Below are 24,338 nucleotides of genomic sequence, written 5' to 3' on the forward strand. Positions count from 1 at the left end.
GAGTTCCCGGGTCATCGCGCTAGTCCCTGGCTGCCAGCCACGCCGATATGCCCTTGCTCAGCGATCCCTGCGACTTGCTCGACACGAACAGGCCGACATGGCCGCCGGGCAGCTCGATCTCCGAATAATCCTTGGTGCCGACATGCTCACCGAGCGCGCGCGAGCAGGTCGGCGGGATGATGTGGTCGTTCAGCGCAAACACGTTGAGCACCGGCGCGGTGAGCTTCGAAAGATCGACGCGCCGTCCCGACAGGACGAACTCGCCCTTCACCAGCTTGTTGTCCTGGTAGAGGTCCTTGAGCCACTGCTTGGCGGCCTCGCCCGGATGGGCCGGCCGGTCGGCAAGCCACTTCTCCATCCGCAGGAAGTTCATCAGCCTGGCTTCGTCGTCGAGGACGTCGATCAGGTCGACGTTGTATTTGGTCAGCGAGCGCATCGGCGTCATCAGGGAGAACACCGAGCTCATGAACTCGCCGGGCAGCCCGCCATAGGTATCGACGAGCTTGTCGACGTCTGCACGATCGAGGCTGCGGGTCCAAAGGTTGAGGAAGCCGTGATGGGTGTCGGGATCGTCGCGGTCGGCATGGAAGTCGATCGGCGTGATCGTCAGCACCAGACCCTTGACCTTGTCCGGATGCAGCGCGGCATAACAGGTCGTGAACACCCCGCCTTCGCAGATGCCGAGCAGCGTGATCCGGTCATGGCCAGTCTCGCGGCAGACCCGCTCCACCGCGGCGTGGATGTAGTCGTCAACGTAATCGTCAATCGTCAGCCAGCGCTCGGTGCGGTTGGGCTGGCCCCAATCGACCAGCCAGAGATCCAGCCCCTGGCGCAGCAGGCTGCGGACCAGCGAGCGGTCCTCCTGCAGGTCGGCCATGGTGTAGCGGCCGATCAGGCCATAGGCCAGCAGCACCGGCGTCCTGACCTTCTGCTCGGCGATGGGGGCGTAGCGAAACAGCTCGACCTTGTCGCGGCGCATGATGAGCGTCTTCGGCGTCGCGCCGACATCGACGTCATCGTCCCTGATGGTCGACAACAGCTTACCGGCCTTCAGCAGCTTGTCGGTCATCTCGGCGAACGGGCCGGTCCCGTTTGGCTGGTCGCTGCTCATGCCTCTCCCCGCGATCCCGCTTCACCCAAGCGCCGCTCCAGCGCCCGCACCTCACGCCTGAGCTCGGTGAGCTGGCGCGTCACCTCGTCGAAGTCGCGCTGGGTCGGGATGCCCAGCACGGCAGCGATGGTGTCGGCGATCTCGGATTGCCGCGCTCGGTATTCGGTCGCGGCCTGCAGCAATTGCTTCTGCGCGACCAGAAACTCCTCGGTGCGCTGGTTGGCGATCAGCTCCTCATTGGCAAGCTCGTTCCAGGCCCCAAGATGCTCGCGCCAGCCGGCGTCCTTGGCCTTTCCATCCGGTTGCCTTGCGCTGAACTGCTCCGCCGCGCGCATCCAGGGTTTTGCGGCCACCACTTGATAGGCCGCGAGCTTGCCTTGCAGGTCGCTCCAGGCCGCCGTCAGATGCGCGAGCTTGCGGTCGAAATCCAGCACGTCGGCAAGTCGCGGCCCCTTCGCCATCCGCTCAATGGCTTCAGCGAGGTCATTGCCGGCGGTCATGCCAAAACCGCTCTCGGCGGCGCGCTTCATGATGAAGGGCAGCATCGAGCTCGACCAGGTCTCGCCGATTCCGGCGGTGACGCCGGCCATCGCGCGCCAGGATTCCATCCATTGCGCGGCGAGCGGCCCAAACGGATTGGCCTGGCTCTCCTCAGCCATGGGAGGCCTGCACATAGCGGTTGCTGCCGTCGTCGAAGGCCGCGCTGTAGATCGCGTAGGCATCGTCCAGCGTCAGCTCCCTGGGATTGTTGACCAGGAGGCGCGTCTGCTTCATCGCATCCTCGGCAAGCTTCTTCAGATCGTCGCGGCCGATCCCGACGTCGGCGAGCGAGGGCGGCACCTTGCAGTCGCGACCGATCGAGGCCATCTCGTCGATGAAGGCCCGCGCCTTCTCCGCCTGACTGCCGCGTAGGCCGGGCTTCACGATCTCGGCCAGCTCCGCATAGAGCGGCTCGGCCGCTGCCAGGTTGAACTCGAGCACATGCCGCAGCACGAGCGCATTCGACAAACCATGGGGCACGTGGAAGATCGCGCCGATCGGATAGGCCAGCGCGTGAACGGCTGCCACGGGAGCATTCGCAAACGCCATGCCGGCGAGCATCGAGCCCAGCAGCATCTGCGAGCGGGCCTCGAGGTCTTTGCCATTCTCGCAGACGCGACGCACATTGGCCGACAGCAGCGCCAGCGCCTGCCGCGCGAGCTGGTCTGACATCGGGTTCTTCTTGACCTTGCTGGTGTAGGCCTCGATGGCGTGCACCATGGCGTCGATGCCGGTCGCCGCGGTGACGGCCGCCGGCAGGCCCAGCGTCAGTTCGGGATCGAGGATCGCCCAGTCCGGGATCAGGACCGGCGAGACCACGCCCTTCTTCTCCGTGGTCGGCGTGGTGACGATCGCGATCGGCGTCACCTCGGAGCCGGTGCCGGCCGTGGTCGGCACCAGCAGCAGCGGCAGGCGCTTTCCTTTGGCCAGCCCGACGCCATAGATGTCATCCAGGCGATCCGGCGTCTTGGCGAGGTAGGCGACGAGCTTTGCGGTATCGAGCGCGCTGCCGCCACCGATCGAGAGTACGAGCTCGATGTTGCCCGCCTGGCAGGCCGCGACCGCCGCTTCGACGACATGGGAGGGCGGATCGGCGACGACGTCGTCGAACACGCTGACCTCGATCCCGGCTTCGGCCAGCGAATCCTCGGCGCCCTTGGTCAGGCCTACGCCGCGCACGCCCTTGTCGGTCACCAGCATGACGCGGCGGGCACCATAGCTGGCGACGAGTTCGTCGATCTTCCGCGAGGCACCCGGCTCGAACAGGATGTTCGACGGCGACTGGAAGGTGAATTTTCCGATCATGTTCCCTCTCCTCTTCTCAATGGTGCCCGGACTCACGCTCGCCGATGCAGCACCACCATCTTTTCCTGTGTCATGTCGCGCATGGTGTAGGGGATGCCACCGACGCCGTAGCCCGCCTCGCGCCGTCCGGCGAACGGCATCCAGTCGGTCCGGAACGTGGTGGGGTCGTTGATCATGACCGCCGACGCATCGAGCCGCTCGCTGGCGCGCAGCGCGACGTCGATGTCCTCGCTGAACACGCAGGCCTGGAACGGTACCCGCAGCGAATTCGCCTGCGCGATCGCCTGGTCCAGATGCGCGTAACGATAGACGCACACGGCCGGACCGAACACCTCCTCGCGCGACACCCTTGCGTCGGCCGGCGGCTCCAGCAGGACCGTCGGCTGCATCGTGGTGGCCGACAGCCGCTCACCGCCGATCGCCCGCTGCGCGCCGGCCGCCACCGCCTCACCGATCCAGTCGGTGATGCGGTCGACCTCCTTGGGATTGATCAGGGGCCCGACCTCGGTCTCCAGCAAGGTCGGATCGCCGGTCCGCAGCTTGGCGACACGGGCGACCAGGCGCTCGGTGAAGGTCTTGAAGATGGCTTCGTGCACGAAGATGCGCTGGGTCGACACGCAGACCTGGCCGGCATGGTAGAAGCCGCCCTTCACCAGCGGCTCGATGATGCGATCGAGATCGGCGCTGCGATCGACGATCGCGGGTGCCACGCCGCCATGCTCGAGCGCCGAACGGGTGCCATGCGCGAGCTTGCTGTGCAGCCGCCAGCCGACGCTGGCCGAGCCGATGAAGCTCAGGAAGCTGATGCGGGGATCGCAGGCGAGCTGTTCGGCAAGCGCGTTGCCGCGCGGCATGAAGGTCTGGCACCAGGCCTCCGGCAGGCCGGCCTCATGCAGCAGCGCGACGAAATCACGGCAGCTCAGCGGCGTCGCGCTCGCCGGCTTGACGATGACGGGACAGCCGACCGCGACGGCCGGCGCCACCTGGTGCACGATCAGATTGAGCGGATGGTTGAAGGCGGAGATCGCGAACACGACACCGATCGGCTCGCGCGTCGTGAAGGCCCAGCGCTTGGCGGAGGCCGCCGTCAGTCCCATCGGGATCTCGCGTCCGGCAAAGGCCCGGAGCTCGTCGGCGGCGCAGTGCAGGCCGTCGATGGCCCGCGTCACCTCGATGATCGCGTCCGTCAGCGGCTTGCCGCCTTCGCGCGCGATCTGGCGCGCGAATTGGTCCCGCCGTCCGTCCAGAAGACCGGCAGCCCGCCGCAGCACCGCAATGCGCGCATGCGGCGCCAACCAGCCGTCGCGATCGCCGAGGACGCGCACCGCCGCCCCAAGCTTGGCTTCCATTGCCTCGACATCGTCGACCGGGACCTCGGCAAAGGCGACCCGGTCGAACGCTTGTACAACCTGTAGCATCATTCTCTCGTCAGGACGGCTCAACGCCGAGCTTGCGGTTGCGCAGCTCATCGACCAGCACGCGCGTGTTCTCGGAATAGTCGATGGCCACATCGACGAGATGGACGCCGCCGCCCTTGAAGGCCGCTTCCAGCGTCGGCAGCAGCCCGTCCACCGAGGTGACGCGCGAGCCCTTGGCGCCGTAGGACTCCGCATAGCGGACGAAGTCGGGATTGCCAAAGGAGAGGCCGAAGTCCGGGAAATTGTCGACCGCCTGCTTCCAGCGGATCATGCCGTAGGCACCGTCGTTGAGGATCAGCACGACCAGGTTGAGCTTGAGGCGGACCGCGGTCTCCAGCTCCTGGCTGTTCATCATGAAGCCGCCGTCGCCGCAGATCGCCATCACCCGGCGGTCCGGATAGAGCATCGCCGCCATCATCGCCGACGGCAGGCCGGCGCCCATGGTGGCGAGCGCGTTGTCGAGCAGCAGCGTGTTGGCGACATAGGTCCGGTAATTGCGCGCGAACCAGATCTTGTACATGCCGTTGTCGAGCGCGACGATGCCGTTCTCGGGGATCACCTGGCGGATGTCGTGCACCAGCCGCTGCGGCGTCACCGGCCAGCGGCTTTCCGTGGCGCGGTCGGAGATCCGGCCGAGAATGCCTTCGCGCAGCGGCAGCAGCGCCCTGGCGTTCGGCAGCCGGCCTTCGAGCCGATCGGCGAGCAGCTCGAGGCTCGGGCCGACGTCGCCCACCACCTCGGCATGCGGGAAATACACTTGTTCCACCGTTGCCGGCGTATAGCTGACATGGATCACCTGCGGCCCCTTCGGGCCCATGATGAAGGGCGGCTTCTCCACGGTGTCGTGGCCGATGGCGATGATCAGATCGGCCTGGTCGATCGCCTCATGCACATAGTCGCGTTCGGACAGCGCAGCCGTGCCCATGTAAAGGCTGGTGCCGCCGGGCACGGTGCCCTTGCCCATCTGGGTCGTGAAGAAGGGAATCCCGGTCCGCCGCACGAAGCCGGCGATGCCGAAGGTCGAGCGTGGCCGGCTGGCGGCCGCGGCCAGCATGATCAGCGGCTTCTTCGCTGTCAGGATCATCTCGGCCGCGCGGTCCAGGGCTGCGCGATGCGCCACCGGAATCTCGATCGGGTGGATCGGCACCATCGGCACCGGCTCGACCTCGTCGCCAGCGATGTCCTCAGGGAGCTCGAGCAGGACCGGGCCCGGACGCTCCTCCATCGCGACACGGAAGGCATCGCGCACCAATGTCGGAATGCTGGCGGCGCTGACGATCTGCCGGGACAGTTTTGTGAGCGGCTTCATCGACGCGACCACGTCGACGATCTGGAAGCGCGCCTGACGGCTGCTCATGATCGCCTTCTGGCCGGTGATCATCACCATCGGCATCGCGCCAAGATGCGCATAGGCCGCGCCGGTCGAGAAGTTCAGCGCGCCCGGACCGAGCGTCGAGATGCACACGCCGGGCCGTCCCGTCAGCCGGCCATGCGTCGCCGCCATGAACGCCGCCGCCTGCTCATGGCGGGTCAAGATCAGCTGGATCTTCGAATTCCGGAGCGACTCGACGACGTCGAGATTTTCCTCCCCCGGCACGCCGAAAATCCGGTCAACGCCCTCATGTTCCAATGCTGCGACCAACAGGTCAGAGCCCTTCGTCATCTTCCTCTCCTTGTTGCCGAGCACCGCAGTGCACCACGTAATCGCGCCAGGCTTCTCTTCCATCGGCTTTCAGTTTCTTGTTTCCTGCCGAACTATACGATGCGGGACGACAGTCCTGCCAATTGCAGGGTGGACCGTCATAAAGCTCGAAGGCCTTCCGTCTCAGATAGCGAGACTGCCGGGCCGGGAGTTCGCCTGATAACCCACCGATCGGAGATGTGCTGGCCTGGTGACCAGCGATCCGAACGGCCGCCTCATGCTCCCGTGACGATCAATGGCTCAGAGCGCTTCACCACATTCCATTCCCCGCCTTTGCAGAATCAGGTCACCAGGCGCTTGATCACCGCGCCCGCAAAATCCGCCGTCGAGACCTTGCCGCCGAGATCGGCGGTGCGAACATTGTCGACCTGCAGCGTCTGCTCGATCGCCGCGCGGAGCCGCGTCGCAAGATCGTCCCTGGCGACGTGCTTGAGCATCAACCCGGCCGCGAGCAGCAGAGCGAGCGGATTGGCAATCCCCTTCCCGGCGATATCAGGTGCCGAGCCGTGCACCGCCTCGAAGATCGCGGCCTTCTCGCCAATATTGGCGCCGGGCGCCATGCCCAGCCCGCCGACGAGGCCAGACATCTGATCGGACAGGATATCGCCGAACAGATTGGTCGTGACGATGACGTCGAACTGCCACGGGTTCATCACGAGCTGCATGGCGCAGGCATCGACAATGCGGTCATCCATCGCGATCCGCCCCTCATATTCTTTGGCGATCTCGCGGCCGGCTTGCAGGAACAGCCCGGTCAGCGCCTTCAGCACGTTGGCCTTGTGCACCACGGTGACCTTCTTGCGGCCGTGCGCGAGCGCGTATTCAAACGCGAAGCGGACGATGCGCCGTGCCTCCGCGTGCGTGTTGACGCCCGAGGAGATCGCAACCGCGTGCGGATCGTCACCGACGGCGATGAAGTGCTCGAACGCCACATAGAGGCCTTCGATGTTCTCGCGGATCAGGACGAGGTCGATGTCCTCGTAGCGACCGCCGGGCACCATCGTCTTCACTGGACGCAGATTGGCGTACAGCCCGAACTCCTCGCGCAGGCGGACGTTGACCGAGCGGAAGCCGCCACCCACCGGCGTCGTCAACGGCCCCTTCAATGCAAGCTTGGTGCGGCGGATGCTGTCGACCAGAGCTCCCGGCAGCGGATCGCCGGCGCTCTCGATCCCGGCCATGCCGCCCTGCTGCACGTCCCACTCGAACGGCGAACCCAGCGCATCGAGAATGCGCGTCACCGCTGCCGTGATCTCGGGACCGATCCCGTCACCGGGTATCAATGTCGCCGGAATTTTGCCTGCCATCTTCATTTCCTCTGTCTTGATCTTGCCTGAGAGACCGGCGGCGCGTCACGCCGCAAGCTGGCGCAGCACGTAAGGCAGGATGCCGCCGTGCTTGTAGTAGTTGAGCTCGTCGAGCGTATCGATGCGGCAGGTCAGCGGGACCTGCTTCGCCGTGCCGTCCGCCATCGCGATGTCGATCGTGATGCGCTGGCCCGGTGTGATGTCGGTGAGCCCCCTGATCGAGACCTGCTCGGCGCCGGTCAGGCCGAGGCTCTTCCATGACGTGCCTTCATCAAAGACAAACGGCAGGATGCCCATGCCCACCAGGTTGGAGCGATGGATGCGCTCGAAGCTTTGCGCGATCACCGCACGGACGCCAAGCAGTTTGGTACCCTTTGCCGCCCAGTCGCGCGAGGAGCCGTTGCCATATTCGACGCCGGCGAACACGACCAGCGGGACCTTGTCACGCTCGTAGCGCATCGCCGCATCGAAGATCGACATCCGCTCGCCGGACGGCTGATGCACGGCCCAGCCGCCTTCCGGCGTCGCGCCACCCTCGCCCGTCACGGCAAAATTCTTGATGCGGATGTTGGCGAAGGTGCCGCGCACCATCACCTCGTGATTGCCGCGCCGCGTGCCGTATTGATTGAAATCCTCCTGCCGGACCTGGCGGCCGCGCAGGAACTCTCCTGCCGGCGACGATAGCTTGATCGAGCCCGCCGGCGAGATGTGGTCGGTCGTGATCTTGTCGCCGAACAGACCGAGGATGCGCGCGCCGACGATGTCGCCGGTCGGCGCGGGCTTCATGGTGATGCTTTCAAAGTAAGGCGGGTTCTGCACGTAGGTCGACGACATGTTCCAGCGGTAGGTCAGGTCGGTCGCGACCTTGACCGCCTTCCAGTTGGCATCGCCCTCGAACACGTCGGCATACTTGGTCTCGAACATCGTACGCGTGACATTGTCGCGGATGAACTGTTCGATCTCGGCATTCGACGGCCAGATGTCCTCGAGGTAAACAGGCAGGCCGTCAGGGTTCTTGCCGAGGGGCTCATTGACGAGATCGACCTGGAGGGAGCCGGCGAGCGCGTAGGCCACCACGAGCGGTGGCGATGCGAGATAGTTTGCCTGCACGTCAGGCGAGATGCGGCCTTCGAAGTTGCGGTTGCCGGAGAGCACGGCTGCGCCGATCACACCATTGTCGTTAATCGATTTGGAAATCTCCTTCTGCAGCGGCCCGGAATTGCCGATACAGGTCGTGCAGCCGAAGCCCACGAGATAGAAGCCGAGAGCGTCGAGGTCCGCCTGCAGTCCGGACTTCGCAAGATACTCCGCCACCACCTGCGAGCCCGGCGCGAGCGAGGTCTTGACCCAGGGCTTCACGGTGAGGCCCTTGCGCACCGCATTGCGCGCCAGAAGCCCGGCGCCGATCAGCACCGACGGGTTGGAGGTATTGGTGCAGGAGGTGATCGCCGCGATGACGACATGGCCGTGGCCGAGCTTGAAATCCTTGCCTTCGACGGCGAACTGCCTTTCGGCCTGGCCCTGCTTGCTGTACTCGCCCTCGAGCGCGGTGACGAAGTTCGTTTTGGCGACGGACAGGCCAAGCCGGCCCTCGGGGCGCTTCGGTCCTGCGAGCGAGGGCACGACCTCTTCGAGATTGAGCTCCAGCGTGTCGGTGAACACCGGATCCGCCATGCCTGGCGTCCGGAACAGGCCCTGCGCCTTGGCATAGGCCTCCACCAGTGCGATGCGGTCGCTCGCGCGGCCGGAGAGATTGAGATAGTTCAGCGTCTCCCGGTCGACCGGGAAGAAGCCGCATGTTGCGCCATATTCCGGCGCCATGTTGGAAATGGTGGCGCGGTCGGCCAAGGTCATGTGATCGAGGCCGGGCCCGTAGAACTCCACGAATTTGCCGACCACGCCCTTCTTGCGCAGCATCTGAGTGACGGTGAGCACGAGGTCGGTCGCCAGTACGCCCTCGCGGAGCTTGCCGGACAGCTTGAAACCGATCACCTGCGGCACCAGCATCGACAGCGGCTGGCCGAGCATCGCGGCTTCGGCCTCGATGCCGCCGACACCCCAGCCGAGCACGGCCAAACCATTGGCCATGGTGGTGTGGCTGTCGGTGCCGACCAGCGTGTCCGGATAGGCGAAGGTCTTGCCGTCGCGCTCGGCGGTCCACACCGTCTGCGCCAGATATTCGAGATTGACCTGATGGCAGATGCCGGTACCGGGCGGCACCACGCGGAAATTGGCGAACGCACCCTGTCCCCATTTCAGGAAATTGTAGCGCTCACCGTTCTGCTCATATTCGCGGGTGACGTTGTCGTGCAGCGCCTGCGCATTGCCGAAATGATCGACCACGACGGAATGGTCGATCACGAGGTCGACCGGCACCAACGGATTGATCTTCGCGGGATCGCCGCCGAGCTTCTCCATGCCGTCACGCATCGCCGCGAGATCGACCACGGCGGGGACGCCGGTGAAATCCTGCATCAGCACGCGCGCCGGCCGAAAGCCGATCTCGGCCCCGGCTGATCCGCGGTCTTCGGTCCAGCGCGCGAGCGCCTCGATGTTGGCGCGCGTCACCGACTGGCCGTCCTCGAACCGCAGCAGATTCTCCAGCAGCACCTTCAGCGAGAACGGCAGGCGAGAGATGCCGGCAAGGCCGTTCTTCTCGGCGTCCGGCAGCGAGAAATAGGTGTAGGCCTGCCCGCCGACGACCAGTGTCATGCGGCATTTAAAACTGTCGAGACTGCTCATGGACGGTCGATCCTCTTGCGCGGATGATTTTTAAGGGAGACCCCTGCAATGCTCGGCTGCGCGATCATTTCATGTAGCCCATGATGATCAGCACCAAGGTGACGGTGACCGCGCCGCCGATGCGGGTCGCGATCTGCGCGAACGGCATCAACTGCATGCGGTTTGCGGCAGTGAGGATCGCGACGTCGCCGGTGCCGCCTTGACCGCTGTGGCAGGCGTTCACGATCGCGGTCTCGATCGGGTACATGTTCATGAAGCGACCGACGGCAAAGCCGGTCGCCATGATCGTGACCACCGTCGACGCGATGGTGATGATGTTGGCGAAGTGGAACGCCGCGACCAGCTTGTCCCATGGCGTCAGGGCGACACCGATCGCGAACAGCAGCGGATAGGTCATGTTGGTGCGGACGAATTCGTAGACCACCATTCCGCCCTGCTGCAGCTCCGGGGATACCGCGCGGCTGAGCTTGGCGAGCACTGCCAGGAACAGCATCGCCACCGGCGCCGGCAATCCGAACAGGTGATGACAGAGAACGCCGAGCAGATAGAGTGTGATCGCGGTCAAGCCTGCGGCTGCGATCGTGCTGACGCCGACATGTCCGACGCCCTGCTCGTTGCCGCCTTCCTCGTGCACGGCGTGGACGTCGAGCTCGTCCTCGCCATGCGGCTGCAGCCGGCCTTCGCCGGTCAGATGCGGATATTTCTTGCCGACGAAGTTGAGCGCGCCGGACAGCAGGATCGCGGTCAGGCTGCCCAGCATCACCGGCGGAAGGACCTCGGCGAACACCTCGCCCTGCGGCACGCCGGTCAATGCAGCATAGCCGATCGACAGCGGGATGGCGCCCTCGCCGACGCCGCCGGCCATGATCGGCACCACGACATAGAAGAAGGTGTGTTTTGCTCCGAGGCCGAGCGCGGTGCCGACCACGGTACCGACGATCGCCGCGGCGATCGAGCCGACGACGAGCGGTATGAAGATCTTCAGGAAGCCGCGGATCAGGACCTCGCGATCCATCGCGAAGATACTGCCGACGATGATCGAGGCGATGAAGAGGTAGAGGAAGTTGGTCGACTTGGTGAAGTCGATGATCGACTTCTCGACCTGCGGCGGGATCCAGTGATAGAACGCCAGCGCCGAGGGAATGAAGGTGGCGAAGATTGCGCCGGCGCCTATGCTGCGCAGCACCGGCAATCGCTTGCCGATCTCGGCGCAGGTGAAGCCGCCAAGCACAAGCACCGCGATCATGGTCGGTCCGTCCGACTTGATCTCGCCAGTATAGACCAGCGCACCGACGAGAACGATGAGAAGGAGATAAATCGGAATCGGGATGATCCCGATCCGGATGTCCGTCAGCCGCCACCATCCTTCGGGCCAGAACCGGCTCACGGCATTCGCCGAGTTAAGATGTTCCGATCCCGCTTCTCTCCCGCGATGCGGAACGATACCGTCTGCGTCCTGCGCTGACATGCTCGTATTCCTCCCAATGTTTTTATGTTCGCAAGGAGTAGTCGTTCGCCCACGCTCCACAATCGTGGGCGCGGTGCGAGGGTTTTCCGTGTCTTCTTGTTGAGGGCAGGATATGTCGCCGAACCTGTCAGCAACCTGTCACGCAGGGCCGCCCGCTCAATGCTCGCTCAGCGCGCCTTTCCAATCCCTGAGGAATCGACGGCGCTTTGCCTGGTCCTGATATGTCAGCAGGTCGATGCTCAATGCTATCGGCCGAAGGGCTTTTTCTGCATCCACGAAGCCCGGAATCGCCGGCTTCATGTCCTCACGAACCGATCCAAGGGAATGTCGGGCCAACAATGTCTGGCCGGCGCGCGACAACAGGAAATCGACGAAGCGCCTGGCCAGTTCGGGCTGCTCCGCAGATCGCGGGATGAGCGCAATTCGTGACAACAGCAGCGTGTAATCGCTCGGAAAGATGACACCCAGGTCCGGCTCACGCTTGGCGCGCTCAAGCGCGTATGAGCCGAGGACGTTATAGGCCAAGACGAGCTCGCCGGCACTCACGCGATCGATCATCGCTGCAGATGAGGTGTAGAGCTTGACCCCCGACTGCCCCATCGTCGTCACGAGCTTCCATGTCTCGGCGGTGACGCGCACGTCCTGGCTCAAGAACAGCAGGCCCGTTCCGCTGAGTTCGGGATCGTAGGTCGCGATCTTCCCGTGGAACACCGCCGGATGATCTATCAGCAGACGCGACAGTTCTGCGTGGTCCTTCGGCACCAGGTTGCCTCGAAGCAACCGCTTGTTGAAGACGATCACAACCGGCTCGGCCGTAATGCCGTAAGCGCGATCCTTCCATCGGGCCCAACCCGGGATGCCCTCGATCTCCGTGGAACGGTATTCGGACGCATATCCGTCATTGGCAAGCTTGATCTGGAGATCCATCGCTGAGCTCCAGGCGACATCGACAACCTGCCCGGAAGGCTTCGCGATCTCGTCGTACAGCTCGGTGGACGAGATCTTGGAGTACTGAACGCGAACTTCGGGATTGAGCTTCATGAACTCGGCAACGAGCTCGCTCGCCTCTGCGACGTCGGTGGTAGCCTTGACCACCAGACGGGCCCGCGTATCGCCGGAGCCAACCTTTCCGTCCGAGCCGGTATCCCCGGCGAGAGCTGCGGCGCACAGCAGGAACCATGCCGCAGACACCCGGAGGCCGACGAGCAGACGGTCTAGCGGCGACGCGTGATGGCGTGTTCTCATCGATGGTGCGCAATCTTTTGACCTCGGGATGCATCTGAACTTACATTGTGCCACTTGGCAACGCCCCCCACCCCTGCCCGAGGTTCGTCGTCTTGCGTATCCTGATCGTTGAGGATGACATGTCGCTGGTGAAGGGCCTCAAGAAGGCCCTGACGCAAAGCGGCGTCGCCGTCGATCACGAGGCGAGCGGTTCGGGGGCCATCGAGATTGCCCCGTCCGAGGCATATTCGCTCATCATACTCGATCTTGGCCTGCCGGATTTGCCGGGGCAGGAGGTGCTTCGCAGGCTGCGCAGCAATGGCTGCGAAGTGCCGATTCTGATTCTCACCGCGCTCGGGGAAATCAAGGACAAGGTCAGGTGCTTCAATCTCGGGGCCGACGACTATCTCACCAAGCCGTTCGACCTCGACGAGTTCGAGGCGCGGGTCAAGGCATTGGTGCGGCGCGGCAAGGGTCGTCTCGATCCGGTCCTGAAATGCGGGGCCCTGATGCTCGAGACCTCTTGTGCAACGGCGACGCTGGCCGGCAAGCCACTGGTTCTGCGCCGGCGTGAAGTCACCGTACTCGAAATCCTGATGTCACATGCCGGCCGGCTCGTGCGGAAGGATCGCCTGATTTCCGAGGTCTTCGGCTTCGACGAGCCCGTAGCCCCGAACGCGATTGAACTCTACATCGCTCGGTTGCGGCAGAAACTTGCTCCCGACGGCCCCATGATCAAGACGGTCCGAGGTCTCGGCTATCTCATGGAGGACAGGTGACACCGAAACGCGCACCGTCGCTGCGCCGCGCGCTTCTGCTCAACCTGCTTATTCCAACCAGCGCGTTGGCTGCTGCCCTTGCTCTTGCCGGCCTGGTGCTCATCAATCAGACCATCGAAACGGCCTACGACCGTGTACTCGACGGCTCGGTGAAAGCCATCGCCGAGCGGATTGCCGTGGAAGACGGAGAGATCTCCGTCGATCTTCCACAAGTCGCTCTTGGAATGCTCGAAACGCGAGCTAACGACAGCGTCTACTACAGCGTTTCGTACGAGCAGACGCCAGTCACCGGCTACCAGGACTTGCCGCGGGCTGATCCGGCCACCATCCCGGTCGGCACCATCAAGCATTTCGATGCTCACTACAAAGGCGCATCGGTTCGCGTTGCGGCCACGACTCAGGCCACCTATGGCAAGCCATCGCCGGTCCTGGTCCAAGTTGCCGAGACAACGAAGGCGCGGACCGCGGCGAAACGCGAGCTTCTCCTCCCTCTCATCGTGCTGGAAATCGGTATCATCGCGACAGCCGCGGCGCTGGGATGGTTTGCGGTCCGTCGCGGACTTGCGCCGCTTGTGGATCTCGGACGTGAGATCGACTCCCGGCAATTCGGCGCCGGAACAGGTCTCCGCCGGCTGGAGCTCGAGAACATTCCCCATGAGGCGCATCCGCCCGTTCGGGCAATGAATGAGCTCTTCGCGCGGCTCGAGGCCGCGATCCAACTGATCCGTGATTTCATAGCCGACGCGTCGCACCAGATGAAGACGCCGCTCGCGTCACTGCGAGTCCATTTGGCGCTGCTGCAACGTGATGGGGGACACTTGCCGGACAACGTCGACACGATAGCCGAGATCGAACGATCTACCAAACATCTCGATCGGCTGGTCGCCCAGCTCATCGCGATGGCCCGCGCCGAGCAGGCCGCTGTCACTGAACCCGGCGTTCATGCCACGCCAGCCAATCTCGTTGCAAGCGCGAGCGAGGCAGTTGGAATGATGGCGCCATTTGCGGCAGCAAAGAACGTCGATCTGGCATTTGATCCCGCCGTTGAATGCGCGCTCGTCAGCATAGATTCCTCAATACTGCACGACATACTGACCAACCTGATCGACAACGCGATCAGGTACAATCGAGAAGGCGGTTCGGTCGTCGTCAGCGTGCTCGCACTCAGCGACGGATATGCGGTGAAGATCGCCGACGACGGGCCCGGCATAGTCGTCGAGCATCGGGAAAGGGTATTCGACCGCTTTTATCGTGTTCCAGCGGCCGATCGTCCGGCTGGTTCCGGGCTCGGGCTATCCATCGTCCGAACCTTGCTGCGACAGTGTCGCGGCGCGATCGAATTGGCGGACAATATCGACGGCTGCGGCCTGTCCGTTACCGTGACCTTCCCCGCCGGCCCAATGCCCTGACCAGACGGCCTTCGCCGGCGGACAAGTGGACATTGTCGTGCAGGAACCAGCGGTCATCGTACAGGTCGCCAAACAGAATCCGGCAAGACAGATCGAGCCGAAATTCACCATTGCAGAGTTCGACGTCGGCATCGGTATGCGCAAAGACGATACTTCGCTCGAGGACTTCGTCAACGACTGGGTTCGGACCAATCTCGCGAACGGTCGGCTCGACGACATCTTCAGGAAGTTTCACGGCATCGGACTGTCGCAAAGGATTTTGTCGATCAAGTCCTGAAACTCGAGATTTGGGGCTGTGTCGCGATAGGCGGAGCAGCAACAACAATCCGACGGTGCTCCCGATGAGCGATACGGCTTTACGAACGTTGATGACACACAATTGCGGCTCGACCGGCAACCGCGATACCTGCGGGCTGGCGATAATATCTTCATGATGAATGGGCATCAGCAAGCCTTCATTCGAGCTTGATGTTGGCGGCTTTGATGACTTGGCCCCACCGCTCATAATCTGCAGCCTGCTGCCGCGCGAGCACGTCAGGCGCGCCGCCGACAATCGTCACGCCGAGCTTGTCGAAGCGTGACATGACGGCGGGTTCTTTCAAGATGCGGTTGATCGCCTCGTTCAATCGTTGCACGATGGCCGCCGGCGTACCGGCCGGCGCGTAGATTCCCTGCCATTGTTCAACGACGAAGTCCTTGAAACCCAACTCGGTCATGATCGGGACCTTGGGCAAATCTTGCAGCCGATGCGCCGACGTCACGGCAAGGGCCCTGAGTGCGCCCGCCTGCACCTGCGGCAACGCAGCTGAAACGGGAAGGAAGGCGAAAGTGACCTGCCCTCCCATGACGTCCTGCATGGCCGGCGCGTCGCCCTTGTAAGGTACGTGGAGCATATTCACGCTCGCCTGCAAGCGTAGAAATTCTCCCTGCATCTGGAGGATTGTTCCGATCCCTCCCGATGCGAACGAGATCAGGTCGGGCTTTTCCTTGGCTGCCGCGACAATGTCCTGCACCGAGAGATATGGACTGCTCGCCGGGACCACGAGCAGGTGAGCGACCGTGCCGACCAGCACGATCGGCTCGTACGCCTTGCTCGGCTCGTACGGGAGCTGACGCATCAGATGCGGCACAATGGTCTGAGGCCCGATGGAAGTACCCAGCAGCGTGTAACCGTCCGGCGCCGCGCGGGCAACGAAGGCTCCACCAATTGTGCCCGTGGCACCCGGCTTGTTTTCCACGATGACGGGAACACCGAAAATGTCCGAGAGTCCCTGCGCCGTCGTGCGCGCGAGGATGTCGGTCGTCCCTCCAGGAGGATAAGGGACGACGTAGGTTATCAGCTTTGAAGGCCAGTTCGGCTCGGCGTTAGCGGCCAGCGCGATCGGCGACAACAAAGCCGCCAGGATCACGCTCCGTCGCGTTTGCCCATGCTTGTCGACGTCTCTCGTGTTCGGATAGGGGTCGCAATCAATGGCCATGAGCGCCTCTTGTCCCCGATTTCTTATCTGAGCGACTCCGCCGCCCCACGGTTAAGATGCACGACGACAGTCTTCCGTACGGGGGCCCCATGAGTCGCCCCCCGCGGCCGCTCAGCTCCCGCTTCCTCCCGAGACAGGTGGAAAGAAAACGTCCTGCCACTTGGTCGGCGCCGCTTTCAAAAGCCCTGCCCTGGCCATGAATGTTCCGAAGCTCATCACGCCCTGCGGCTGCACGCCCCATTCGCCCGTAACAGACTTCAGCATCAGTTCGGTTTCGTCGAGGGAGAGCGATGTCTTCTCCGCGTCGAGCGATATCTCGGCAGCCTGCCGTGGATTGGCTTTGATGAATGCACCGGCCTCGTCGATTGCCGCGACGATGGCCGCGGCGACCTCCGGGTTCTTCTTCACGAATCCGCCCGTGGTCGCGAGCAAGCCGCTCGTGACCTTCTCGCCCAGATACTCCGAGAAAAAGAACAGCCGATGAACCGACGGACTCTTCTCGACGATGTCGCTATAGGGATGCGGCGCTGCATAGCCGCTGATGGTGCCGCCGGTGACAAGGCCGGCAGTCGCATCGGGATGGGGCAATTGGATCATCATGGTGTCAAGGCGCCGGGCGTGCCCTTCGCCAAAAGCCTTCTCGGCCGCCATTCGCATCAGCAGGCCCTGTTGCCCGGTCGTCGAGGTGACGGCGATGCGGTCGGTCGACTTGAAGTCGGCAAGCGATTTGACCTCGGGCTTGTTGGTGTAAAGCCCGTTGTCGCCGGCAACGAGCGCCGCCAGACCGCGAATGTCGATCGAGCTGCGGGTCTTTTCCGCCGCGATCAGCATGCCCGGCAGGCCGTAGGCGCCGATATCGATGGAACCGCTGATCAGAGCGTCGTTGATCGCGGGTGCGCCGCTGATCTTCTGGATCTTCACCGTGACGTCGACGGCCCTCGCAGCCGCAATATGCTTCGCAAAGAGTCCCTGCCGGTCGGCGATGATGACCGGCAAATAGGCGTAGCCATATTGAATTGCGATGGTGACCGCTTTGGCGCCGGCGGCCCTTGCGGATGTCCAGCCCGCCGCCGCGACCATGGCGGCTCCGCCCATCAACGCCCGCCGCGAAAAGAAGGCTTGCATCTTTCCTCCAAATGTTATTTTTGAAACGCCGTTTCAAATTAGCTACCCGGCTCGCGTTCGCGAGTCAACGGGGCACGCGGAGGCGCGAGAAATCCAATTCCTTGGAGCCGCGCTCAACATAAAGGGAGGATAAGCTCATGATTGGATTTCGGATTTTGAAGCGTCGCCGCGCCGTGAGTGCCGACGTCGTCGAGCGGTTCCGCACCATACCTGTCGCCAATATCAGCGACTCCATGTCACGCATGACGGCCGGTGGGTCGCGCCTGCGACCGCTGCATCGCAGCGGCGTGATGACCGGACCCGCCGTGACCGTGAAGACCCGGCCGGGCGACAACCTGATGATCCACAAGGCGATCGACATCGCGGCACCAGGCGACGTGATCGTGGTTGACGGCGGCGGCGATCTCACCAATGCGCTGATCGGCGAAATGATGATCTCGCACGCTCAAAAACGTGGACTCGCCGGCTTCGTCATCAACGGCGCCGTGCGCGACTCCGCCTGGATTGCCGAGCATGATTTTCCGATGTTCGCAGCCGGTATCAGCCATCGCGGCCCGTACAAGGACGGTCCTGGTGAAATCAACGTCCCGATTGCCATCGACGGCATGGTGATCGAGCCGGGCGACCTCGTGATCGGCGACAATGACGGGCTGCTCTGCGTGCCCTTCGACCACACGGAAACGATCCATGCGGCCGCTGCCGCCAAGCACGCGGCCGAAGAAAATCAAATGGTTGCGATCGCCGAAGGTCGCAGTGATCGCAGCTGGATCGATGCCGCCCTCAAGCGGCTGGGATGCGAGATCGAGTCGTGAGCACGGCGGCAGCGCCGCACGTTCCGGTGCGACCGGACTGGCTGGCGCTCTGCCGAGAACAGGCCATCGAGCCTGAGTTACCGATCGTCGATGCCCATCACCATCTATGGGACCGGCCGGGGCAGCGATATCTGTTCGACGAGTTGCTGGCGGACACGCGAAGCGGGCACGACATCCGCGCCACCGTCTTCGTCCAGAGCCGATCGATGTATCGCGCGGGCCTGCCAGCGGACCTCCAACCCATAGGCGAGGTAGAATTCGCCAACGGTATTGCCGCACAGGCGGCCTGCGGGTTGTATGGCCGCGTCCGGGCCTGCGCCGCCATCGTCGGCTTTGCCGATTTGATGCTGGGGGACCGCGTCGACGCCGTGCTGGATGTGTTGTGTCGGGCCGGCGGCGACCGGTTTCGCGGCATCCGCAACCAAACCGCCTGGCATGCCGATGCCGACATCGTCTCAAATCCGGTACCGCCGAAACCTGGCCTGCTCACGCATCCACAGTTCATGGCGGGCGCATGCCGCCTGCCCTCATATCGCCTGACCCTGGACGTGTGGGCCTATCATACCCAGCTCGCCGAGTTCGCCGAGCTGGCGCGGTCCTGTCCCGATACCCTGATCGTGCTCGACCATCTCGGAGGTCCGCTGGGGATCGGCCGTTATCGGAATCGCCGCGAAGGGGTGTTTGCGGAATGGTCCGCGGACCTGAAGCTGCTCGCCGAGCTTCCCAACGTCATCGTCAAGCTCGGCGGACTTGCAATGCGCATCGGTGGATTTGATTTTCACGAGCAGCCCGAGCCACCATCATCGACCGCGCTCGCCCAGGCATGGGCCCCCTATGTAATGACCGCGATTGAACTGTTCGGACCCTCACGCTGCATGTTCGAGAGCAATTTCCCGGTCGACAAGGGCATGGTCAGCTATGTGTCGCTCTGGAATGCATTCAAGGTGATGACGAGGGAGTTGACGCCGTCGGAACGGCACGAACTGTTCTGCGGCACGGCGGTGCGAACCTATGGTCTTCCCGCCGTGGATCTCGAACTCTAACAACAAGGAGGTCGAAGCTGATGTTCTTTGCACCACCGCCCCACCTCGACACGGACGTGTTCACGCGCCTGCCCGATCGCTTCCGGAAGCCCCGCAACACGGCCTGGGCCGACGCCAATCGCGGCGGCCTCGCCATCGACAGCTTCCTGGAAGGGCCGTCCTTCGATCGCGAGGGACGGCTCTACGTCACTGACATCCCCTTCGGCAGAGTATTCCGCATCTCCACCGGCGGCGATTGGGAGCTGATCACGGAGTATGACGGCTGGCCCAACGGGCTGAAGATCCACAGCGACGGCCGCATCTTCATCACCGACTACAAGCGCGGCATCGTGCTGCCCGATCCCTCCTCGGGCGCCATTACGCCGTTCCTGGAAACGGCGGCATCGGAAGGCTTCAAGGGTGTCAACGACCTGGTGTTCGCGCCGAACGGCGACCTGTACTTCACCGATCAGGGCCAGACCGGCCTGCACGACCCAACGGGACGCGTCTACCGCCTGACCGCCGCCGGGCAATTGTCCTGCCTGCTCAACACCGTCCCAAGCCCCAACGGCATCGTCATCGATCCCGAGATGACGCACGTTCTGATCGCCGTTACTCGTGCCCAGCAGGTCTGGCGAATTCCGCTGGGACGCAGCGGCCTCACCACGAAGGTCGGCGTCTTTGCCCAGCTTCACGGGGGCCTTGGCGGCCCCGACGGCCTTGCCCTCGACGAAAATGGCGGCCTGCTGGTCGCCCATACCGGCTTTGGATCGGTCTGGCACCTGTCGAGGACCGCCGAGCCGCTGCGGCGGATCGTTTCCTGTGCGGGCATTTCAACGACAAATCTGGCGTTCGGCGGCCCATCCGGGCATGATCTGTTCATCACGGAATCGCAGACCGGCTCCATTCTGCGTGCCACGCTCGACGTCGCCGGCGCTCCGATGTACGCGCATCGGCGTTGAGCCAACCGGAATACCACGTGCTTCACATGATGGATCGAAAAGTCCGCGCCCGTCCGAAAGTCTCAGGCGTCGCTTCGGCCGATCGCCTCCTGACCGTCCTGACGGCGTTCAAGCGCGGCGACGATGCGCTCGAACTGACCGAACTCGCACAACGAACGGGCCTGGTCAAAAGCACCATCATGCGGCTGTGCGTATCGCTCGAGCGGTTCGGCCTGATCGAGCGGATTCCGGATGGGCGCTACCGGCTGGGGACGGAGATTGCCCGCCTGGGTTCGGTCTACCTCTCGTCATTCGCACTCGAGGCCCACGTGATGCCCGCCCTGGAAAAACTCGTGGCCATCTCCAGCGAGACCGCGTCGTTCTATATCCGACGGGGCGACCAGCGGCTCTGCCTCTTTCGGCTCGATTCGCCATTCCCCCTGCGCATGCACGTCCGTCCGGGCGACCTGCGCCCGATGGACAAGTCCTCCATCGCGCAAGTGCTGCAGAAGTTCGATCCGGCCCGCGGGAAACCCTCATCGGTCATCGAGGTTCCGATCTATACCAGCGGCGTGACCGATCCGCACGTCGCGTCACTGGCCATGCCGGTGTTCGGCGCCGGCGGGCGCCTACTCGGCGCGCTTGCCATCACGGGTCCGGCATCGCGCTGGACCCGGAAGCGGGCTGATGAAGCACGAAAAGCGCTGCGCGACGAGGCCGAAGTGCTTTCCGCGGCGCTCGGCGGCGCGCTCCAGACCTAAAGCGCGATGAGATTGTTTGAGCATGATCTCCGCGCAAACGCGTTCCGCGTTTGTCGCGAGGGAAAACAGCTCCACACTTTTCCGGGTCACGCTCTAACGTAATTCCCAAATTGCATTGGAACTTGTGCATCGACCGGCAGATTGGAACGACGTTTCATTTTCTGTTTTGCAACGTCGTTCTAAAATGCTAAATCGGGTTCGGGACGCAAGACGCGTTCGAACAAAAGAGGCGTTGAGAACGCCCGGGCCGCAGGGAGCGAGATGGCGATGGCGAGCAATGCCGCCGACGCAACGTGCAAGATACCCCCACAGTCGGGTTTCGACACGGCAGAGATGGCAACGGTTTCCAGGCGTCAGGCCCTGAAACTCGGTGTCGCCGCCGCCCTCGTCCCGTTCCTCGCGCGCCGAGCGAGCGCTGCGAGCATTGTCACGATCGCGATGCAGAACGGCATCGGCTATCTTCCGATCATCGTCGCAGATGCGCTTGGACTGTTCGACAAGAACGTTGCCGCGCAGGGGGCCGTCGGCACCAAGGTCGCGATCAAGAAGCTCAGCGGGGCGCCCGCGATCAACGACTCCCTGCTCAGCGGCAGCATCGAGATCGGCGCCTACGGCGCCCCGGGCCTGCTGGTCGCCTGGGAGAAGACCCGAAAGTCCTACAACATTCGCGGCCTCACTCCGCTTTCGATGGGTCGCTATTCGCTCTACACCTCAGATCCCGCCATCAAGACGGTCACGGACTTTCCGGCGACGAGCCGGATCGCCGTCACCGCCTTGAATTCACCGCAAGCCATCTTGCTCCGCATGGCGGGCGTGAAGGCGATGGGTGAAGCCGCAATCAAGCACTTCGATACGATGATGGTCGGTCTGCCGCACCCGGACGCGACCGCGATGATGCTGAGTGGATCAACCACGATCAACGGCTACTTCGCCAACGATCCCTTCATTACGGTGCTGGAGAAAACTCCAAAGCTCCACGTCGTCACGACATCGGACGAGATCCTCGGCCATCCCGCCACCAGCGGCCTGCTTGCAACGACGGGCAAATTTGTCGACGCCCAACCGCAAGCCGCGCGCGGAATCGTCGAGGCGATCCGCGAGGCTGAAGACTTCATCCGGGCAAATCCGGCCAAGGCGGGCGAGATCTACCTCAAGTCAGAACCCTTCGATATCTCCGGCGAAACGCTGACCGCGATGATCCGGGACAACAAATGGTCGACCGAACCGCACGGCATCATGGCTTATGCCAACTTCATGGCCAAGCTCGGGATGATCAAGACGGCGCCTGCCAAATGGCAAGACGTGTTCTTTGCACCGGTCGGCGACGGACCCGGCGACTGAGATTGCGATCCAGCACGCCGGTCAACCAGGGAAAGGAAAGCTGATGACAGCTCTGCCGGTCGAGCAAGCAAGACCCGACCCTACGATCACATTGGCCGAGCCACTGCTGTCGGTGCGAGATGTCACGCTGCAGTACAAGACGCGCGATCGGCTCGTCACCGCGACCTACCGGGCATCGTTCGACGTCCATCGCGAAGATCGCTTCATCCTGCTGGGTCCGTCCGGTTGCGGGAAATCCACCCTGCTCAAATGCGCTGCCGGCTTCATGAAGCCGACCGAAGGCACCATGACCATCGACGGCCATGCAATCGTGGGACCAGGCCCCGATCGCATGATGGTGTTCCAGGAATTCGATCAGTTGATGCCTTGGCTCACCGTTCTCGACAACGTGATGTTTCCGATGCGCCGCTCGGGCCGCTTTCCTAAGGAGGAAATTCGCGACCGGGCGCGGCGCGCCACCGTGAAAGTTGGACTGGAGCGCTTCCAGGACGTCCATCCCCACATGCTGTCCGGCGGCATGAAGCAGCGCGTCGCGATCGCGCGGGCGCTGGCCATGGAGCCGCGCATTCTGCTTATGGACGAGCCGTTCGCCGCGCTGGACGCCCTGACACGCCGCCGCATGCAGGAAGAACTGCTGGAGCTGTGGGAGGATGTCCGCTTCACCCTGCTGTTCGTGACACACTCGATCGAGGAAGCCATCATCCTCGGTTCGCGCATCCTGGTGCTGACACCGCATCCAGGCCAGGTCCGTGCCGAACTCGATGCCACCGCGTATGACTTTGGCCATCAGGGCGATGCCGCCTTCATGGCGTTCAACCGCAATATCCACAATATGCTGTTCGGAGACGAGGAGACCGCCCATGGCTGACTCCGCCATCCCCACGTGCGCGTCCTTGTCCCGTCCCGACATCGAGCGGACTCCCGCCGACATCAGCGAAATCGGCGACATCAGTCGTCCGATCGGCCCCGTCGAGGCCATCATGGCCGTCACCGCCATCCGGCGAGGGCTCGTGCTGCTGGTGCTGGCGATCATATGGGAGGTCTATGCGCGCTACATCGCCAATCCTCTGATGTTCCCCTCGCTGAGCGACACCCTGTCGGCATGGTCGGCCGATGTCATCGTCGGCAAGCTGCCGGCCTCCGCTGCGACATCGTTGCGGATCCTGGTGATCGGCTATGCGACGGCGATCGCGATCGCGGCCGTCATGACCACGCTCGCAGTTTCGACGCGGATCGGCACTGACGTGCTCGCGACGCTGACGGCGATGTTCAATCCACTGCCGGCGATCGCCATCCTGCCGCTGGCGCTGCTCTGGTTCGGGCTCGGCACGACCAGCATCGTGTTCGTGATCGTCCACTCCGTGCTGTGGGCGGTGTCGCTGAACACGTATACCGGTTTCCTCTCAGTCAGCCAGACCCAGCGCATGGCGGGCCGAAACTACGGGCTCGGCGGCCTGCGCATGGTGCTGTTCATCCTGATTCCTGCAGCGTTTCCCTCGATCCTCGCCGGCCTCAAGATCGGCTGGGCATTCGCCTGGCGAACCCTGATCGCGGCCGAACTGGTGTTCGGCGTTTCCGGTAATGCCGCCGGTCTCGGCTGGTACATCTTCGAGGCGCGCAACGCGCTGGAGACCGCCAACGTATTTGCCGGCCTGCTGACCGTGATCCTGATCGGTCTCGCAGTCGAAGGACTCGTTTTCCGCAGCGTCGAGGCCATGACAGTTCGCAAATGGGGCATGCAGAACCACTAGAGTCCCGTTCCGATTGCATCGCAACGGGACTTCAGATTCTTGTTTTGACGCGTTTTCTTCACGCGAACCGGCGTTCACTTCGCTGGAAAACGCTCTAGATGA

The 24,338-nt window shown here is 63.5% G+C and carries 21 protein-coding genes; 10 read left to right on the plus strand and 11 right to left on the minus strand.

Translation table 11 applies throughout. From position 1 onward, the window contains the following. Positions 1–19: 19 nt before the first annotated feature. The 9 genes from phaC to SO180_RS10545 form a co-directional block, all read right to left on the minus strand. Positions 20–1,111, minus strand: a complete 1,092-nt coding sequence (phaC, locus tag SO180_RS10505) for a class III poly(R)-hydroxyalkanoic acid synthase subunit PhaC (protein WP_449378736.1) — start codon at positions 1,109–1,111, stop codon at positions 20–22. Further along, complete coding sequence (locus SO180_RS10510) at positions 1,108–1,770, minus strand: poly(R)-hydroxyalkanoic acid synthase subunit PhaE (RefSeq protein WP_449378737.1); 663 nt, start codon at positions 1,768–1,770, stop codon at positions 1,108–1,110. The genes phaC and SO180_RS10510 overlap by 4 nt, the downstream gene beginning before the upstream one ends. Beyond that, entirely contained in the window at positions 1,763–2,953 is a 1,191-nt protein-coding gene (locus SO180_RS10515) for an iron-containing alcohol dehydrogenase (protein WP_449378776.1), read from the minus strand. The genes SO180_RS10510 and SO180_RS10515 overlap by 8 nt, the downstream gene beginning before the upstream one ends. Before the next feature lie 35 nt (positions 2,954–2,988). After that, entirely contained in the window at positions 2,989–4,374 is a 1,386-nt protein-coding gene (locus SO180_RS10520) for an aldehyde dehydrogenase family protein (protein WP_449378777.1), read from the minus strand. Positions 4,375–4,384: 10 nt separating this feature from the next. After that, complete coding sequence (locus tag SO180_RS10525) at positions 4,385–6,037, minus strand: acetolactate synthase large subunit (protein WP_449378738.1); 1,653 nt, start codon at positions 6,035–6,037, stop codon at positions 4,385–4,387. A gap of 320 nt (positions 6,038–6,357) precedes the next feature. Next, the gene (locus tag SO180_RS10530; RefSeq protein ID WP_449378739.1) at positions 6,358–7,383 is read right to left on the minus strand and encodes an isocitrate/isopropylmalate dehydrogenase family protein; all 1,026 of its coding nucleotides are present in this window, start codon (positions 7,381–7,383) and stop codon (positions 6,358–6,360) included. A 45-nt stretch (positions 7,384–7,428) separates the two neighbouring features. After that, the gene (gene acnA / locus SO180_RS10535; RefSeq protein WP_449378740.1) at positions 7,429–10,125 is read right to left on the minus strand and encodes an aconitate hydratase AcnA; all 2,697 of its coding nucleotides are present in this window, start codon (positions 10,123–10,125) and stop codon (positions 7,429–7,431) included. A gap of 64 nt (positions 10,126–10,189) precedes the next feature. Next, entirely contained in the window at positions 10,190–11,512 is a 1,323-nt protein-coding gene (locus SO180_RS10540) for a 2-hydroxycarboxylate transporter family protein (RefSeq protein WP_449378741.1), read from the minus strand. Positions 11,513–11,749: 237 nt separating this feature from the next. Then, positions 11,750–12,838, minus strand: coding sequence for an ABC transporter substrate-binding protein (locus tag SO180_RS10545; protein ID WP_449378742.1), 1,089 nt, complete (start codon positions 12,836–12,838; stop codon positions 11,750–11,752). A 92-nt stretch (positions 12,839–12,930) separates the two neighbouring features. Between SO180_RS10545 and SO180_RS10550 the strand changes: the two genes are divergently transcribed. The 3 genes from SO180_RS10550 to SO180_RS10560 are packed head-to-tail and all read left to right on the plus strand — an operon-like array spanning position 12,931 to position 15,282. Further along, on the plus strand, positions 12,931–13,596 hold the full coding sequence (locus SO180_RS10550) for a response regulator (protein ID WP_449378743.1): 666 nt from the start codon (positions 12,931–12,933) through the stop codon (positions 13,594–13,596). Then, the gene (locus SO180_RS10555; RefSeq protein ID WP_449378744.1) at positions 13,593–15,005 is read left to right on the plus strand and encodes a sensor histidine kinase; all 1,413 of its coding nucleotides are present in this window, start codon (positions 13,593–13,595) and stop codon (positions 15,003–15,005) included. Before SO180_RS10550 ends, SO180_RS10555 begins: the two co-directional genes overlap by 4 nt. Positions 15,006–15,042: 37 nt before the next feature. Beyond that, positions 15,043–15,282: a type 2 periplasmic-binding domain-containing protein gene (locus SO180_RS10560; RefSeq protein WP_449378745.1), complete on the plus strand. Its 240-nt coding sequence runs from the start codon at positions 15,043–15,045 to the stop codon at positions 15,280–15,282. Positions 15,283–15,460: 178 nt separating this feature from the next. Here the strand turns inward: SO180_RS10560 and SO180_RS10565 are convergent, their stop codons facing one another. Further along, the gene (locus SO180_RS10565; protein ID WP_449378746.1) at positions 15,461–16,414 is read right to left on the minus strand and encodes a Bug family tripartite tricarboxylate transporter substrate binding protein; all 954 of its coding nucleotides are present in this window, start codon (positions 16,412–16,414) and stop codon (positions 15,461–15,463) included. Between the two features lie 180 nt (positions 16,415–16,594). Further along, complete coding sequence (locus tag SO180_RS10570; RefSeq protein WP_449378747.1) at positions 16,595–17,608, minus strand: ABC transporter substrate-binding protein; 1,014 nt, start codon at positions 17,606–17,608, stop codon at positions 16,595–16,597. 137 nt (positions 17,609–17,745) lie between these two features. On the opposite strand from SO180_RS10570, the gene SO180_RS10575 reads away from it, so the two are divergent. The 7 genes from SO180_RS10575 to SO180_RS10605 all read left to right on the plus strand — a co-directional run bounded on the left by SO180_RS10575 (position 17,746) and on the right by SO180_RS10605 (position 24,236). Then, a complete protein-coding gene (locus SO180_RS10575; RefSeq protein WP_449378748.1) occupies positions 17,746–18,420 on the plus strand; it encodes an RraA family protein in 675 nt (224 codons plus the stop codon). Then, positions 18,417–19,463, plus strand: coding sequence for an amidohydrolase family protein (locus SO180_RS10580; protein WP_449378749.1), 1,047 nt, complete (start codon positions 18,417–18,419; stop codon positions 19,461–19,463). Before SO180_RS10575 ends, SO180_RS10580 begins: the two co-directional genes overlap by 4 nt. 17 nt (positions 19,464–19,480) lie before the next feature. Beyond that, positions 19,481–20,404 (plus strand): SMP-30/gluconolactonase/LRE family protein, encoded by a 924-nt coding sequence (locus SO180_RS10585; protein ID WP_449378778.1) that lies wholly within the window; start codon positions 19,481–19,483, stop codon positions 20,402–20,404. 26 nt (positions 20,405–20,430) lie between these two features. Continuing rightward, on the plus strand, positions 20,431–21,144 hold the full coding sequence (locus SO180_RS10590) for an IclR family transcriptional regulator (RefSeq protein WP_449378750.1): 714 nt from the start codon (positions 20,431–20,433) through the stop codon (positions 21,142–21,144). A 267-nt stretch (positions 21,145–21,411) separates the two neighbouring features. Further along, a complete protein-coding gene (locus SO180_RS10595; RefSeq protein WP_449378751.1) occupies positions 21,412–22,485 on the plus strand; it encodes an ABC transporter substrate-binding protein in 1,074 nt (357 codons plus the stop codon). Positions 22,486–22,528: 43 nt separating this feature from the next. Next, positions 22,529–23,353, plus strand: a complete 825-nt coding sequence (locus tag SO180_RS10600; protein WP_449378752.1) for an ABC transporter ATP-binding protein — start codon at positions 22,529–22,531, stop codon at positions 23,351–23,353. Beyond that, positions 23,346–24,236 carry an ABC transporter permease gene (locus tag SO180_RS10605; RefSeq protein WP_449378753.1) on the plus strand — a complete coding sequence of 297 codons (891 nt, stop codon included), beginning with the start codon at positions 23,346–23,348 and terminating at the stop codon, positions 24,234–24,236. Before SO180_RS10600 ends, SO180_RS10605 begins: the two co-directional genes overlap by 8 nt. Positions 24,237–24,338 lie beyond the last annotated feature (102 nt).

The sequence above is a fragment of the Bradyrhizobium sp. UFLA05-112 genome, assembly GCF_053572325.1.